Annotated in this window: 10 protein-coding genes and 1 riboswitch; of the genes, 4 read left to right on the forward strand and 6 right to left on the reverse strand. The window is 69.5% G+C overall.

Annotated features, from left to right (window positions below):
- Positions 1–18 precede the first annotated feature (18 nt).
- From VDQ83_RS17765 to VDQ83_RS17775, 3 genes are read right to left on the reverse strand one after another with little or no spacing between them, the layout of a single operon-like run.
- Positions 19–549, reverse strand: coding sequence for a GNAT family N-acetyltransferase (locus VDQ83_RS17765; protein ID WP_455435901.1), 531 nt, complete (start codon positions 547–549; stop codon positions 19–21).
- Positions 550–552: 3 nt separating this feature from the next.
- The gene (locus VDQ83_RS17770) at positions 553–966 is read right to left on the reverse strand and encodes a hypothetical protein (RefSeq protein WP_263397592.1); all 414 of its coding nucleotides are present in this window, start codon (positions 964–966) and stop codon (positions 553–555) included.
- 53 nt (positions 967–1,019) lie between these two features.
- Positions 1,020–2,270 carry a multidrug effflux MFS transporter gene (locus tag VDQ83_RS17775; protein WP_455435902.1) on the reverse strand — a complete coding sequence of 417 codons (1,251 nt, stop codon included), beginning with the start codon at positions 2,268–2,270 and terminating at the stop codon, positions 1,020–1,022.
- A gap of 332 nt (positions 2,271–2,602) precedes the next feature.
- A riboswitch (glycine riboswitch) is annotated at positions 2,603–2,709 on the forward strand.
- Between the two features lie 101 nt (positions 2,710–2,810).
- Here VDQ83_RS17775 and gcvP point away from each other — a divergent pair.
- Positions 2,811–5,672 carry an aminomethyl-transferring glycine dehydrogenase gene (gene gcvP, locus VDQ83_RS17780; RefSeq protein ID WP_455435903.1) on the forward strand — a complete coding sequence of 954 codons (2,862 nt, stop codon included), beginning with the start codon at positions 2,811–2,813 and terminating at the stop codon, positions 5,670–5,672.
- Positions 5,673–5,892: 220 nt separating this feature from the next.
- On the opposite strand, the gene VDQ83_RS17785 is transcribed toward gcvP, so the two are convergent.
- The gene (locus tag VDQ83_RS17785; RefSeq protein ID WP_455435904.1) at positions 5,893–6,342 is read right to left on the reverse strand and encodes a helix-turn-helix domain-containing protein; all 450 of its coding nucleotides are present in this window, start codon (positions 6,340–6,342) and stop codon (positions 5,893–5,895) included.
- Positions 6,343–6,424: 82 nt separating this feature from the next.
- Here VDQ83_RS17785 and VDQ83_RS17790 point away from each other — a divergent pair, with 82 nt between their 5' ends.
- The gene (locus VDQ83_RS17790; protein ID WP_455435905.1) at positions 6,425–6,916 is read left to right on the forward strand and encodes a DUF2938 domain-containing protein; all 492 of its coding nucleotides are present in this window, start codon (positions 6,425–6,427) and stop codon (positions 6,914–6,916) included.
- Position 6,917: 1 nt separating this feature from the next.
- Entirely contained in the window at positions 6,918–7,706 is a 789-nt protein-coding gene (locus VDQ83_RS17795) for a class I SAM-dependent methyltransferase (protein ID WP_455435906.1), read from the forward strand.
- A 238-nt stretch (positions 7,707–7,944) separates the two neighbouring features.
- On the opposite strand, the gene VDQ83_RS17800 is transcribed toward VDQ83_RS17795, so the two are convergent.
- Positions 7,945–8,670 (reverse strand): hypothetical protein, encoded by a 726-nt coding sequence (locus tag VDQ83_RS17800; protein ID WP_455435907.1) that lies wholly within the window; start codon positions 8,668–8,670, stop codon positions 7,945–7,947.
- Positions 8,671–8,727: 57 nt separating this feature from the next.
- A complete protein-coding gene (locus tag VDQ83_RS17805) occupies positions 8,728–10,197 on the reverse strand; it encodes a GGDEF domain-containing protein (protein WP_455435908.1) in 1,470 nt (489 codons plus the stop codon).
- 427 nt (positions 10,198–10,624) lie between these two features.
- On the opposite strand from VDQ83_RS17805, the gene VDQ83_RS17810 reads away from it, so the two are divergent.
- Positions 10,625–12,730, forward strand: coding sequence for a catalase (locus VDQ83_RS17810; RefSeq protein ID WP_455435909.1), 2,106 nt, complete (start codon positions 10,625–10,627; stop codon positions 12,728–12,730).
- Positions 12,731–13,934: the final 1,204 nt, after the last annotated feature.

A 13,934-nucleotide genomic window follows, 5' to 3' on the forward strand; every position in this document is an offset into this window, starting at 1 on the left:
GCTAAGCCTTGCGCCGACTCAATCGTCGGCCAGCCGCGCCCAGCGCTCGTGGTCGCGCCACACCCCGCCGATGCGCAGGTAGCGCGGCGAATAGCCTTCGTGGCGGAAACCAGCGCGTTTGACCAGCGCCAGCGAGCGTGCATTGTCCGGCTGGATGTTGGCCTCCACCCGGTGCAGGCCCAGCTCGGAGAACGCATAGGCCACGCACAGCCGCAGCGCGTGGGTCATCAGCCCGCGGCCTTCGCAGCCTGCCATCGCGTGATAGCCCAGGTAGGCGCTCTGGAAGCAGCCGCCGACGATCTGGCTGAAGGTGAACAGGCCGGCGACCTCGCCGCTGTCGCGCGCGCGCGCCAGCAGCGCGACGTTGCTGCCGTCCAGGGTCTGCGCGTACCAGGCGTTGAAGCCGGGCACGTCGGTGAACGGATACGCCCACGGATGATGCAGGTCGACGCTGGCGCGGTGCGCCTGGATCAGCGCCAGGCCGTCGCGGCGCCGCACCCGCGCCAGCGACACGGCGGCGTCGGCGGCCTGGCTCGCACTCTGACCCATGGCTCAGCCCGGCAGCGCCGCGCTGTCGCCGCGCTGCATGACCTGCGCGTGGCGGTCCTTGAACTCGTCGAAGCTCAGCCCCTGCGCCAGCGCATCGGCGTGCGCGGCATCCTTCAGCGCGTCCGAATACACCAGCCGCACCGGCGTGCCGGCGCGTTCGTGCATTTCCGCCGCCTGCATGATCAGCGACAGCACCTGCGCGGCGCTCTCGCTCTGCCCGGCGATGCGCCCGTCCATGCCCAGCACCCACTCGCCGTCGCGGCGCACGATGCCGGCCAGCAGCGTGCGTTGCTGGTCGCGCAGTTCGGCGTGCGGTTCGATCGAGGTGGCCGCCGCGGCGGCGGCCTCGCTGCGGTGGCGCAGGCGTTCGGCAAGCTTCTTGCGCACGTCGCGGCGCTGCTTGGACTGGATGGACATGCGGTTTCCTCAACGATGACGCGACGACGATAGCCCAAGCGCGCAGCCGATGCTCATACCGGATCGGCCGGTTCCAGCTGCGGCACCTGCGAGCCCGGGCGCGGCAGGCGTCGGCCGCTGCGCCGCTCCCAGCGCCAGAACGCCCAGCCGAGCAGGAAGAACGCGCCCGAGCCCAGCGCCAGGTGGATCGGGCGGCCGCTGAGCAGCGGCGACAGTACCCCGGCCACCACCGCGTTGACCATCAGCTGGGTGAAGGCCTGCAGCGACGAGGCCAGCCCGCGCTGGCGCGGGTACATGTCCAGCACCGCCAGCGCCAGGATCGGGAAGATCAGCGCCATGCCCACCCCGGCGACGAAGATCGGCAGCACCGCCCACGGCAGCGCGATCTGCGGCGCGAGCGCGGTGTAGGCGATGTTGCCGACCATCGACACGCCGCAGCAAATGAAGCCGATGCGCACCTGCCGCGTCGGCCCGATGCGCCCGGCCATGCGCCCGGACAGGAACGAGCCCAGGGTCATGCCGCCGATGGTGGGGATGAACAGCCAGGCGAAGTCGCGCTCGGTCAGGTGCAGCAGGTCGATGACGAACACCGGCGCCGAGGCGATGTACAGGAACACGCCGCCGAAGTTGAAGGCACCGGCGGCGGCCAGGCGCTGGAAACGCGCGTTGAACGCGATGGCGATGTAGTCGCGCAGCAGCGTGCGCGGTGCCAGCGGGGTGCGCGCCTGCGGCGGGTGCGTCTCCGGCATCCAGCGCAAGGTGGCGACCAGCAGCAGCGCCGAGAACCCGACCAGGAACCAGAAGATCAGCGGCCAGCCGGCGCCGGTGGCCAGCAGCCAGCCGCCGATGATCGGTGCGATCGCCGGGGCGATGCCGAAGATCATCGACACCTGGCTCATCAGCCGCTGCGCATCGTGGCCGTGGTACAGGTCGCGGATCACCGCGCGGCCGACGATCATGCCCACGCCGGCGGAGAAGCCCTGCAGCGCGCGGAACGCCAGCAGCGTGTCCAGATCGCGCGACAGCGCGCAGCCGGCCGAGGCCAGGATGAACACCACCAGCCCGCCGACGATCACCCGCTTGCGCCCCCAGGCATCGGACATCGGCCCATGCGCCAGGCCCATCAGCGCGTAGGCCAGCAGGTACACGCTGACCGTCTGCTGGATCGCCACCGGGTCGGCGCGCAGGCGCTGCGCCAGCTGCGGGAACGCCGGGAAGATGGTGTCGATCGAGAACGGGCCGAACATCGCCAGCCCGGCCAGCAGCAGTGCCAGGCGGCGGGTCGAGGTCGTCGGGAGCGTCATGCGGGAGATCCTGGAAGGCCGCTCGCGCCAGGCGGCGAACGCGCGACGGCACCGCCCGACGGTGGGCGGCGCTTGGGGACAAAGGAGAGTGCCCATGATAAGCCCTGGCGGACGCCGCGTTAAGCGCCACACCGGCCTGCCCATGCCCATGCGCCGGATGACCGCCATCGCGTTCAGCAAGCCGCTGCGGACGCCCCGCCTGGGCATGCGCGCGCCGCCGCCGTGGCCGCCGCCGGCCACGCTATAATCGCCGGGCAGCATGGTGGGAGAAGCGGGGCGACCCGCTGCCGAAGGCGCAAACGCCCGTAATCGCTCAGGCCCGATACCACCCGCACCAAGACTCTGGAGAGACCGGTCCAACCCGGCGCCGAAGGGGCACGAAGCGCAGCGCACCCGCCGCCGCTTCCAAACTCTCAGGCAAAAGGACAGAGGGGCAGTGGGAAGACATGTGGCTTCCCGTCGGTCGTGTCCGCAGTTGCGGCCGACGGCGGCATCCGTGCGTCCTCCGCCCTTCGTGCCCTCCTCTGCCGGACGACCGCCATGTCTAAGACCCCCTCGCTGCGCGACCTCGAACACCACTCGGCCTTCGTCGAGCGCCACATCGGCCCGAACGACGCCGAGATCGCGCACATGCTGCGCGCCGTCGGCCACGACTCGCTGGAGGCGCTGACCGACGCCATCGTCCCCGCCAAGATCAAGTCGCCGCTGCCGCTGGCGCTGCCCGAGGCGATCACCGAAGAGGAGGCGCTGGCCAAGATCCGCGCCATCGCCGAGCGCAACCAGGTGCTGCGCAGCTTCATCGGCCAGGGCTACTACGGCACCCACACGCCGAAGGTGATCCTGCGCAACATCCTCGAGAACCCGGCCTGGTACACCGCCTACACCCCGTACCAGGCGGAGATCTCGCAGGGCCGCATGGAAGCGCTGATCAACTTCCAGACCATGTGCGCGGACCTGACCGGCATGGAGATCGCCAACGCCTCGCTGCTGGACGAGGCCACCGCCGCGGCCGAGGCGATGACCCTGGCCAAGCGCTCGGCCAAGGCCAAGTCCGACACCTTCTTCGTGCACGACGCGGTGCATCCGCAGACCCTGGAACTGCTGCGCACCCGCGCCGAGCCGCTGGGCATCGTGCTGCGCGTGGGCACGCCGGAGGAAGCGCTGCAGGCCGAGTGCTTCGGCGTGCTGCTGCAGTACCCGGATAGCTTCGGCCATATCGGTGATCACAAGGCGCTGGCCGACGCGGTGCACGCGCGCGGCGGCCTGGTCGCGGTGGCCACCGACCTGCTGGCGCTGACCCTGATCGCCGCGCCCGGCGAATGGGGCGCGGACATCGTGGTCGGCAACTCGCAGCGCTTCGGCGTGCCGTTCGGCTTCGGCGGCCCGCACGCCGCGTTCATGGCCTGCCGCGACGCCTACAAGCGCTCGATGCCGGGCCGCCTGATTGGCGTGTCGATCGACGCCGCCGGCAACCCCGCCTACCGCCTCACCCTGCAGACCCGCGAGCAGCACATCCGCCGCGAGAAGGCCACCTCCAACATCTGCACCGCGCAGGTGCTGCTGGCGGTGATGGCCTCGATGTACGCGGTCTACCACGGCCCCGACGGCCTGACCCGCATCGCCCGGCGCACCCACCGCCTGGCCGCGATCCTGGCCGCGGCGCTGCGCAGCGCCGGCGTCACGGTCGGCGAGCGCTTCTTCGACACGCTGCACGTCAAGGCGATCGACGCCGAGGCGGTCCACGCCAAGGCGCGCGCGGCCGGCATCAACCTGCGCGCGATCGACAGCGAGGCGGTCGGCATCAGCCTGGACGAGACCAGCACCCGCGCCGACGTGGTCGCGCTGGCGCAGCTGTTCGGCGCGCAGGCCGATGTCGACGCGCTCGACGCCGCCACCGCCGATGCGCTGCCCGAAAGCCTGCGCCGCAGCAGTGCGTTCCTGCAGCACCCGGTGTTCAACACCCACCACAGCGAGCACGAACTGCTGCGCTACATGCGCGCGCTGGCCGACAAGGACCTGGCGATGGATCGCACCATGATCCCGCTCGGCAGCTGCACGATGAAGCTCAACGCCACCGCCGAGATGATCCCGGTGACCTGGCCGGAATTCGGCGCGATCCATCCGTTGGCCCCGGCCGAGCAGTCCGTCGGCTACAAGCAGCTGATCGACGAACTGGAAGCGATGCTGGTCGAATGCACCGGCTACGACGCGGTGAGCCTGCAGCCCAACTCCGGCGCGCAGGGCGAATACGCCGGCCTGCTGGCGATCCGCGCCTACCACCGCGCGCGCGGCGAGGCGCATCGCGACATCTGCCTGATCCCCGAATCGGCGCACGGCACCAATCCGGCCTCGGCGCAGATGTGCGGCATGAAGGTCGTGGTCACCAAGTGCGACGCCAACGGCAACGTCGATGTCGACGACATCCGCGCCCAGGCCGAGAAGTACAGCGATCGCCTGGCCGCGCTGATGATCACCTACCCGTCCACCCACGGCGTGTTCGAGGAAGACGTGGTGGCGATCTGCGAGGCGGTGCATGCGCACGGCGGCCAGGTCTACACCGACGGCGCCAACATGAACGCCCTGGTCGGCGTGGCCAAGCCCGGCAAGTGGGGCTCGGACGTGTCGCACCTGAACCTGCACAAGACCTTCTGCATCCCGCACGGCGGCGGCGGCCCGGGCGTGGGCCCGTGCGCGGTGAAGTCGCACCTCGCCCCTTACCTGCCGAAGACGCTGGGCGGCGAAGGCGACGTCGGCATGGTCAGCGCGGCCAGCTTCGGCAGCGCCTCGATCCTGCCGATCAGCTGGATGTACATCACCATGATGGGCAACGCCGGGCTGCGCAAGGCGACCCAGGTCGCGCTGCTCAACGCCAACTACATCGCCAAGCGCCTGGCGCCGCACTACAAGACCCTGTACACCGGCCGCAACGGCCTGGTCGCGCACGAGTGCATCCTCGACGTGCGCCCGCTGGAGAAGACCACCGGCATCGGCGCCGAGGACGTGGCCAAGCGCCTGATCGATTTCGGCTTCCACGCGCCGACCCTGAGCTTCCCGGTCGCCGGCACGCTGATGGTCGAGCCGACCGAGAGCGAATCGCTGCACGAGCTGGACCGCTTCATCGACGCGATGATCCAGATCCGCGAGGAGATCGCCGCGATCGAGGACGGCCGCCTGGACCGCGAGGACAATCCGCTCAAGCACGCCCCGCACACCGCCGCGCAGGTCACCGCCGGCGAGTGGACGCATGCCTATCCGCGCGAACTGGCCGCGTTCCCGCTGCCCACGCTCAAGCAGGCCAAGTACTGGCCGCCGGTGGCGCGCGTGGACAACGTCTACGGCGACAAGAACGTGATGTGCGCCTGCATCCCGGTGGACGCGTACAAGGACGACGTGGTGGCGTAACGCTCCGCGTCGCTGCGCCGTTACTACCAAAGCCGGCCGCGCACGTCGCGGCCGGCTTTTTTTTGACGTGTATAGCCCGGCACTTGCCGGACGCGGCGCAAGCCCGATACGGAAAGCAGTCTCGAAGACTCGCGGGCATCCACCCTGTGGGGGCTTTCCGAACTCGGCGCGATTGGCCCGCACGCCGTTTCCATGCGGCGCACGAGCAAGCTGATGGCCTTCAGCGCGGCGGGAGGCGCCTGGCTTGGCGCTTGGGCACCGCCGGGGACGCCGCAGCTTGCTGCAACCGGCCTGCGGCAGCGGCCTTGAGCAGCCGCTGGAAGGTCGGGCATTGCGCATGCTGGACGGCAGGGCATGCCGCGGCATGGCGCAGTCCCTGGCTCATCGTGCGGAGACGCTTGATGGTCGCGTCGATGTCGTCGGCCTTCGCCGACAGCAGCGTTCTGTCCACCTGCAGCGCGCCGCCGGAACCGAGCATGGCGTGGATGTCGTCCAGCGACAGCCCCCCGGCCTGCCCCAGCGCGATCAGCGCCAACTGGTCGAGCGCGTTCGGCGCGAAGTGCCGCCGGCCACCCGCCGCGCGGCTTGCCGGGAGCAGCCCCTTCTTTTCGTAGAACCGCAGCGTGGAGGCCGGCACACCGGTGCGCCTGGCGACTTCGGCAATGTCCATCGCATGCCCCTTGACTTGAAGTTGACTTCAACTTCTACCATGCCATTGAAGCTCCACTGGAGCAATCGACAAAGGAACAGGCATGACGTGGATGGATGCGGTACGGGTGATGCTGGTCGGGATCGGCGCCACCGCCGTCATGGATGCATGGCTGCTGGCCCTCAGGCGCGTGGGCATGCCCACGCTCGACTACGCCTTGGTCGGGCGCTGGGCGGGGCACCTGCGTCGCGGCAGGTTCGCCCATGCCCGTATCGGGGACGCTGCGCCGATATCGGGCGAGCGGCCGCTTGGCTGGGCGATCCACTATGCCGTCGGCATCGCCTTCGCGGCGCTGATGGTGGCCGTGCAGGGCCTGGCCTGGTTGCGCGAACCTGCCTTGTTGCCTGCCGTGGCGATGGGCATGGCGACCGTCGTGGTGCCGCTGTTGGTCATGCAGCCCGCCATGGGCGCGGGATTCGCAGCGTCGAAGACGCCCACGCCATTGAGGAACTGCCTGCGCAGCCTGGCGACACACGCGGTATTCGGGGCCGGGCTGTTTCTTTCGGCCGCGTTGATCGAACTGTCGGGAGCCTGACATGAAGACCGATCAGATCCATTTCCACGATGGCGCGGCATATGAGCGGTACATGGGAACGTGGAGCCGGCTTGCGGGGAACACGTTCCTCGACTGGCTCGCACCGGAGCCGGACCAGCGCTGGCTGGACGTCGGCTGTGGCAATGGCGCCTTCACCGAGATGCTCCTCGCGCGCTGTCGCCCGGCCTCGGTACAGGGTGTGGATCCCTCCGAGGAGCAGCTTGCCTACGCGCGCATGCGGCCTGGGCTTGGCACCGCGCAGTTCCGCCAAGGGGATGCGATGGCGCTGCCTTGCCCCGACAGCGCGTTCGATGTCGCCGTCATGCCCTTGGTGGTGTTCTTCGTTCCCGATCCGGCCAAGGGCATTGCCGAAATGGAACGCGTGGTGCGCCCTGGCGGCACCGTTGCCGCTTACGCCTGGGACATGCCGGGCGGCGGCTTTCCGTATGAAGCGCTGCTGGCGGAAATCCGCCAGCTTGGCATCGCGGTTCCGGCGCCGCCGAGTCCCGAGGCGTCACGGATGGAGGTCATGCGGGAGTTGTGGGCTGGCGCTGGTCTGGATGCGATTGATACGCGGGAAATCGACGTGCGCCGCACGTTCGCCGGCTTCGACGACTTCTGGGCGACGGTCCTGGGAGCGCCGAGCGTCGGAGCGACGCTCGCGACGATGGCGACCGAGGACCTGGCCGTTCTCAAGGCACGTCTCCGGGCGCGCCTGCCAGCGGAAATTTCCGGCCGTCTCACCTGCAGCGCCCGCGCCAATGCGGTGACGGGGCGTGTTCCGCAATAGCCCTGCCCTGGCCTGGACGAACAGCTCATCCGTGCCGTGACGCCGCAACTGGACAAGCGCTTGAGCGTTCGGCGTGATGCGACGCCGGCGAGTGGGCGCATGCCTACCCGCGCGAGCCGGCCGCATTCCGGTGGATGCGTACAAGGACGACATGGTGGCATCGCTCTCCCTGCCACGCACCGAAGAAGACGCCAGCGATGTATGCGGCGCCGGCGTGCTTTTGCGAAGCGCGCCGCGCTCAGGCGCGCGCCACGCCGGGATCGAAGGCGAAGCCGTCGCCGACCTGCTGCAGGCAGCGCAGCGGCTGCTTGGGCAGCTGGCGCCAGTGCGTGCGCAGCGCGCTGTCCTCGATGCTGCCACCACTCAGCTTGGCCTTGCCGGTCAGGTAGTTCACGCTGATCTCCGTGACCTCGCCGCTGCCGCGGTGCAGGCCGCGCATGTCGTAGCCGATCAGCTGGAAGCAGTCCTGCCGGTAGCGGAACAGGAAGGTCGTCTCGGAGGTGTTCCAACTGCCGGCGCTGGAGAACTGGTGCAGGTTGACCGAGAGCGCGCCGCGCGCGATGGCGGGTTCGCCGCCATCGAGATAGTCCTCCATGTTCGGTGCGTCCGGCCGCGGGATCAGCGTGTGGTCGCGCAGCGCCAGCCGGTAGCCGTCGCCCTCGGCGAAGGCCACCGCCAGCATGCGCGGGTTGGTGTCGAAGCGGTCCGGGCCGAAGCCGCCGTTGTCCAGCACGTTGCGTGGATCGGCCATCTTCAGCACCAGCAACAGGTCGGCGCGGCCATCGCCGTTCAAATCGCCGCGGCGCTCGAACTCCAGCGTCCAACCCGACGGCACGAACGCGGCGGCATCGCGGCCGTGCGCGGGCAGCGGCGGATAGGTGACCGCGGGCGGTTCCAGCGCCTGCGCGGCGGCGGACGCGGCAAGCAGCAGGGGCAGACACGACCACGCGAACCTGGGCGCCATCGCACTCTCGAACATGCAGGAAGGAGCCGTCATGGTGGCACGAATGCCGGCGGCGCCTCAGCCCGGCGCGGCGACGCCCGACGCGCCCGCCGCCGCATCCTGCGCGTGCGCGCAGCAATTGCGGCCGTTGCGCTTGGCGCGGTACAGCGCGGCGTCGGCGTGGTGCAGCAACTCGATTGCCGCATCGGCGGTGGCCGGTCGGGTGGCAATGCCGATGCTGACCGTGACCACCCCCATCGGGCTGGCCGGATGCGGGATCTGCCGCTGCGCGATCGCCGCCAGCAGGCGCTGCGCGATCGCGTCGGCGGCGTCGGCCGCGGTGTCCGGCAGCACCACCGCGAATTCCTCGCCGCCGTAGCGCGCCACCGTGGCGGTATGCGCGGGCAAGGCTTCGGCCAGCGCGGTGGCCACCTCGACCAGGCAGGCGTCGCCGACCACGTGGCCGTGGCTGTCGTTGAACTGCTTGAAGAAGTCGATGTCGATCATCAGCAGCGAACACTCCATGCCGCTGTCCAGCTCGCGCAAGCGCGCCGCCAGGCCGACCCGGTTGGCGATGCCGGTCAGCGGATCGCGCGCCACCTGCTGCTGCAGGCGACGCGTGCTCAAGCGGCTCATGCGTTGGATTTCCAGGTGCTCGCTGTGCAGGAACGCCACGTGCACCCCGTACACCATCACCGCCAGCGTGGCCGCGGCCATGCCCCAGACGAAGCTCACCCGCGCCACGCTGATCGCCAGCAACAGCACCGCCAGCGAGAACACGATCGGCGCGAACGCGGCGATCAGTTCCGCGCCGCGCAAGGTCGGCCGCGCGCGGCGCAACCAGCGCCCGCGCGGCAGCGACGCGACCAGCACCAGCACCGCACCGGGCAGGTCGATCAGCAGCCCGCCCCACCACGGCAGCCCGCCCAGCTCGATGCGGTTGTACAGCGCCGCCACCGCGCCATTGACCCACAGATAGGCGCTGGCGGTGAAATAGAAATGGCGGCGGCTGCAACCGCCGGCGCCGAGCAGCCGCAGCGTGGCCATCGACGCCAGCAGCAGGCCCATCGCGTCGCCATGGTTGATGATCAGGCTGACGTCGGGTTCGGAGAAGCCATCGCTGGAGGACAGCGCCAGATCGATCAGCAGATACAGCAGGCCGGCACCGGCCAGCGCCAGCAACGCGTCCAGCGCCACGATCAGCCGCGGCTGCGGCCGGTTGAACGAGCGCGCGATCAGGAACAGCGCCGGCAGCATCGACGAGCCGGAAAACATCACCCCCAGCTTCTGCAGCGCCGGGCCGTGCTGCGGCACCAGCAGCGCCAGCAGGTTGCAGCCGGTCCACAGCATCTGCACGCCGACCATGCACGCCAGCAGCCGCCACGGCATCCGGTCCACCACCGACGCATGCCTCAGCCGGCGCAGCACCGCCAGCACCGCCATGGCCTGCACCGCCAGGCCGCACCAGTGCGCCGCGGGCGTGCCGGTGCCGCCGCCATGCGCGACCACGGCATGGGCGAGCAACAATCCGATGACGACGATAGGCAACACTACGTTCGGTCTCCGTCACACGATAGGCCGGCGGCGCACTGCATCGCAGCCGCTGCCGATGTTCGCCCCTCCCACGCGGGGGCGCGTCGATGGAGCCAGACTCAACGCACTATCGGCGCCGCGCCGCGATTCTGTAGCGCCAGCTGGCGGAGACGCCCGCTCCGCCACTCAAACCCTCGATCGTAGTGCCTGCACCGTTGCGCAACCGGGACCCCCATCGCAGCTGGCCACCACCCGACGCAGCGGCCCCACCCAGGTGCGCCCTGCTCGCGCCGCGTCGCGACCTGCAGCGCCTCGCATGGCGAGCGGAAGGTGCACGGACCGTTCACGCCCCGCGGCACAGCATCGAGCGGATGCTCCATCGCTTTTCCTGCAGCACGTGCTGCCTTCTGCCGTTTCGCCCCATCCCCCGGAGCATCATCCCATGGCCAGCTCGCCGCGCAAGCCCAGCAAGTCCAGCACTCCCGTCGATACCAGCGCCGTCGCCGACCGACGCGGTGTCGGCGACGAACTGCGCCAGAGCGCCGGCGGCACGCATCCGCCGCTGACCACCAACCAGGGCATCCCGGTCGCCGACAACCAGAACTCGCTGCGCGCCACCCCGCGCGGGCCGACGTTGCTGGAAGACTTCATCCTGCGCGAGAAGATCACCCACTTCGATCACGAACGCATCCCCGAGCGCATCGTGCACGCGCGCGGCAGCGCCGCGCACGGCTATTTCGAGCTGACCGCCTCGCTGGACCAGTACACCACCGCCAAGATCCTCACCGAGGTCGGCGTCAAGACCCCGGTGTTCACCCGCTTTTCCACCGTCGCCGGCGGCGCCGGCTCGGTGGACACGCCGCGCGACGTGCGCGGCTTCGCGGTCAAGTTCTACACCAAGGAAGGCAACTGGGACCTGGTCGGCAACAACATCCCGGTGTTCTTCATCCAGGATGCGATCAAGTTCCCGGACCTGATCCACGCGGTGAAGATGGAGCCGGACCGCGGCTTCCCGCAGGCGGCCAGCGCGCACGACACGTTCTGGGACTTCGTTTCGCTGACCCCCGAATCGCTGCACATGATCATGTGGGCGATGAGCGACCGGACCATCCCGCGCTCGCTGCGCATGATCGAAGGCTTCGGCATCCACAGCTTCCGCCTGCTCGACGGCCACGGCAACAGCACCTTCGTCAAGTTCCACTGGCGGCCCAAGCTGGGCCTGCAATCCACGGTCTGGGACGAGGCGGTGAAGCTGGCCGGCGCCGATCCGGACTTCCACCGCCGCGATCTGTTCGAGGCGATCCAGCACGGCGAGTTCCCGGAATGGGAACTGGGCGTGCAGCTGTTCACCGAGGAAGAGGCCGACAAGTTCCCGTTCGACCATCTCGATTCCACCAAGCTGATTCCCGAGGAACTGGTGCCGCTGAAGATCGTCGGGCGCATGGTGCTGGACCGCTGGCCGGACAACTTCTTCGCCGAGACCGAGCAGGTGGCGTACTGCCCGGCCAACATCGCGCCGGGCATCGACTTCTCCAACGATCCGCTGCTGCAGGGCCGCCTGTTCTCCTACCTGGACACCCAGCTCAGCCGCCTGGGCGGGCCGAACTTCCACCAGATCCCGATCAATGCGCCGAAGTGCCCGTTCGCCAACCTGCAGCGCGACGGCCACATGCAGATGGGCGTGCCCAAGGGCCGCGTCGCCTACGAACCCAGCTCGCTGCAGGACGACACCCCGCGCGAGAGCGTGCGCGGCTTCCCCAGCCACGCCACGCCGGGCGAGCAGGGCAGCAAGGGCCGCGTGCGCGCGGCGAGCTTCGCCGACCACTACAGCCAGGCGCGCATGTTCTTCCGCAGCCAGAGCAAGCCCGAGCAGGCGCACATGGCCTCGGCGCTGGTGTTCGAGCTGTCCAAGGTGGAGACCGCGCATGTGCGCGAGGCGGTGGTCGGGCATCTGCGCCACGTCGATCCGGCGCTGGCGCAGCGCGTGGCCGACGGCCTGGGCATGGCGGCGCTGCCGCCGGCACCGCCCGCAGCGGTGGCGCCGCAGGACATGCCACCGTCGCCGGCGCTGCAGCTGATCGGCAAGATGAAGCACACCCTGCAGGGACGCGCGATCGGCATCCTGATCCACGACGGCTCCGACGCGGCGACGGTACAGAGCCTGCAGAAAGCCGCGCGCGACGCCGGCGCCACGGTCAAGATCGTGGCGCCGAAGCTGGGCGGCGCCACGCTCAGCAACGGCAAGAAGCTGGCCGCGGACGGGCAACTGGCCGGCACCCCGTCGTTCGTGTTCGACGCGGTGGCGGTGGTGCTGTCGGCCGAGGCCGGCAAGCAGTTGAGCAAGGACGCGGCGGCGGTCGATTTCGTCAGCAACGCCTTCGCGCACCTGAAGGCGATCGCCGCCGATGCCGGGGCGCAGCCGCTGCTGAAGGCCGGCAACGTGGCCAAGGACGCCGGCGTGCTGGAAGCCGGCAACGGCAAGGGCTTCATCGAGGCGGCCAAGACCCGCCAGTGGGACCGCGAACCGAAGCTGCGCATGCTCGCCTGAGCCGCGCCGCGCGCGGCATGCTGGACCCGACCGCGCCATGCTTTCGCATGGCGCGGTCTTCGTTTGGCGGCGGATGGCCGGGTGGCAGGCGGCGCTCGCTGGGGCGGACCGGGCGGGATTCGGCCGGAGCCGCCGACCCGGCCGCGTGGCCATCGCAGCCGAGCCAGTGAATGGTCCTCGCAAGTGGCGCTGAACCGGCATCGCCGGCATCCCGCACCGTGGGCGGAGACGGGCCGACCATCGCCCTGCCTAATTTTTAGCCACGTCTCTTGACAGTCTTGTGGCACGTGGCCGCGACGGGCTTATCCACACCCTTATGCAGAAGTCATCCACACCCCTTGTGGACAACGTCGCTGCTTACGGCGCAGCAGGCGCCAAGCATTAAGTAGTTGAAAAACAAGAAAATTCAACAACACCCTCTTGACAATTGCCGATCTGCGCCGCGGCCCGCTGCTGTCTCGCAGCAAAGCGGAGACAAAACTTATCCCGAGGCGTGGCCGCCGCGCGCATCATTCTGCGTTCATCGCTGAATGCGCGTTGCCCCAGCGCTGGCGGCCTCCTGCGCAGGCCGCGGATCGTTGCCGTCATGAGACGGACATGGTCGTGAATCCGGCGCTTGTTCGCCGGGAGCGTGGCCAACGTCGGTGAGACGCTTTCGCGCCGACCCTCACCCCAACCCTCTCCCGACGGGAGAGGGGCTAGGCTTCTCCTTCTCCCCTCGGAAGAAGGTGCCCCGAAGGGGCGGATGAGGGTACGGGCGAAGCCTCGTGCACCCAAACCCAGCGGGTCGCTTCGCGCCGGACCCTCACCCCAACCCCTCTCCCGGGGGGAGAGGGGCTATGAATGGAGCTGTTCCCTCCTCCCTTCGGGAGAAGGTGGCCCGCAGGGCCGGATGAGCGTACGGGCTCAGCCTCGCGCACCCGAGTTCCACGAGACGCTTTCGCGCCGTACCCTCACCCCAACCCCTCTCCCGGGGGGAGAGGGGCTATGAGTGGCGCAGCTGTTCCCTTCTCCCTTGGGAGAAGGTGGCCCGCAGGGCCGGATGAGGGTATGGGCGCAGCCTCGCGCACCCGAATTCCACGAGACGCTTTCGCGCCGTACCCTCACCCCAACCCCTCTCCCGGGGGGAGGGCTATGAGCGGCGAAGCTGTTCCCTTCTCCCTTCGGGAGAAGGTGGCCCGCAGGGCCGGATGAGGGTACGGGC

Source organism: Xanthomonas sp. WHRI 7945, assembly GCF_035026585.1.

Coding starts and splice junctions, on each gene's coding strand:
- gcvP (WP_455435903.1), top strand. CDS start 2,811: ATGTCTAAGACCCCCTCGCTGCGCGACCTCGAACACCACTCGGCCTTC.
- VDQ83_RS17785 (WP_455435904.1), bottom strand. CDS start 6,342: ATGGACATTGCCGAAGTCGCCAGGCGCACCGGTGTGCCGGCCTCCACG.
- VDQ83_RS17795 (WP_455435906.1), top strand. CDS start 6,918: ATGAAGACCGATCAGATCCATTTCCACGATGGCGCGGCATATGAGCGG.
- VDQ83_RS17765 (WP_455435901.1), bottom strand. CDS start 549: ATGGGTCAGAGTGCGAGCCAGGCCGCCGACGCCGCCGTGTCGCTGGCG.
- VDQ83_RS17800 (WP_455435907.1), bottom strand. CDS start 8,670: ATGGCGCCCAGGTTCGCGTGGTCGTGTCTGCCCCTGCTGCTTGCCGCG.
- VDQ83_RS17770 (WP_263397592.1), bottom strand. CDS start 966: ATGTCCATCCAGTCCAAGCAGCGCCGCGACGTGCGCAAGAAGCTTGCC.
- VDQ83_RS17775 (WP_455435902.1), bottom strand. CDS start 2,270: ATGACGCTCCCGACGACCTCGACCCGCCGCCTGGCACTGCTGCTGGCC.
- VDQ83_RS17790 (WP_455435905.1), top strand. CDS start 6,425: ATGACGTGGATGGATGCGGTACGGGTGATGCTGGTCGGGATCGGCGCC.
- VDQ83_RS17810 (WP_455435909.1), top strand. CDS start 10,625: ATGGCCAGCTCGCCGCGCAAGCCCAGCAAGTCCAGCACTCCCGTCGAT.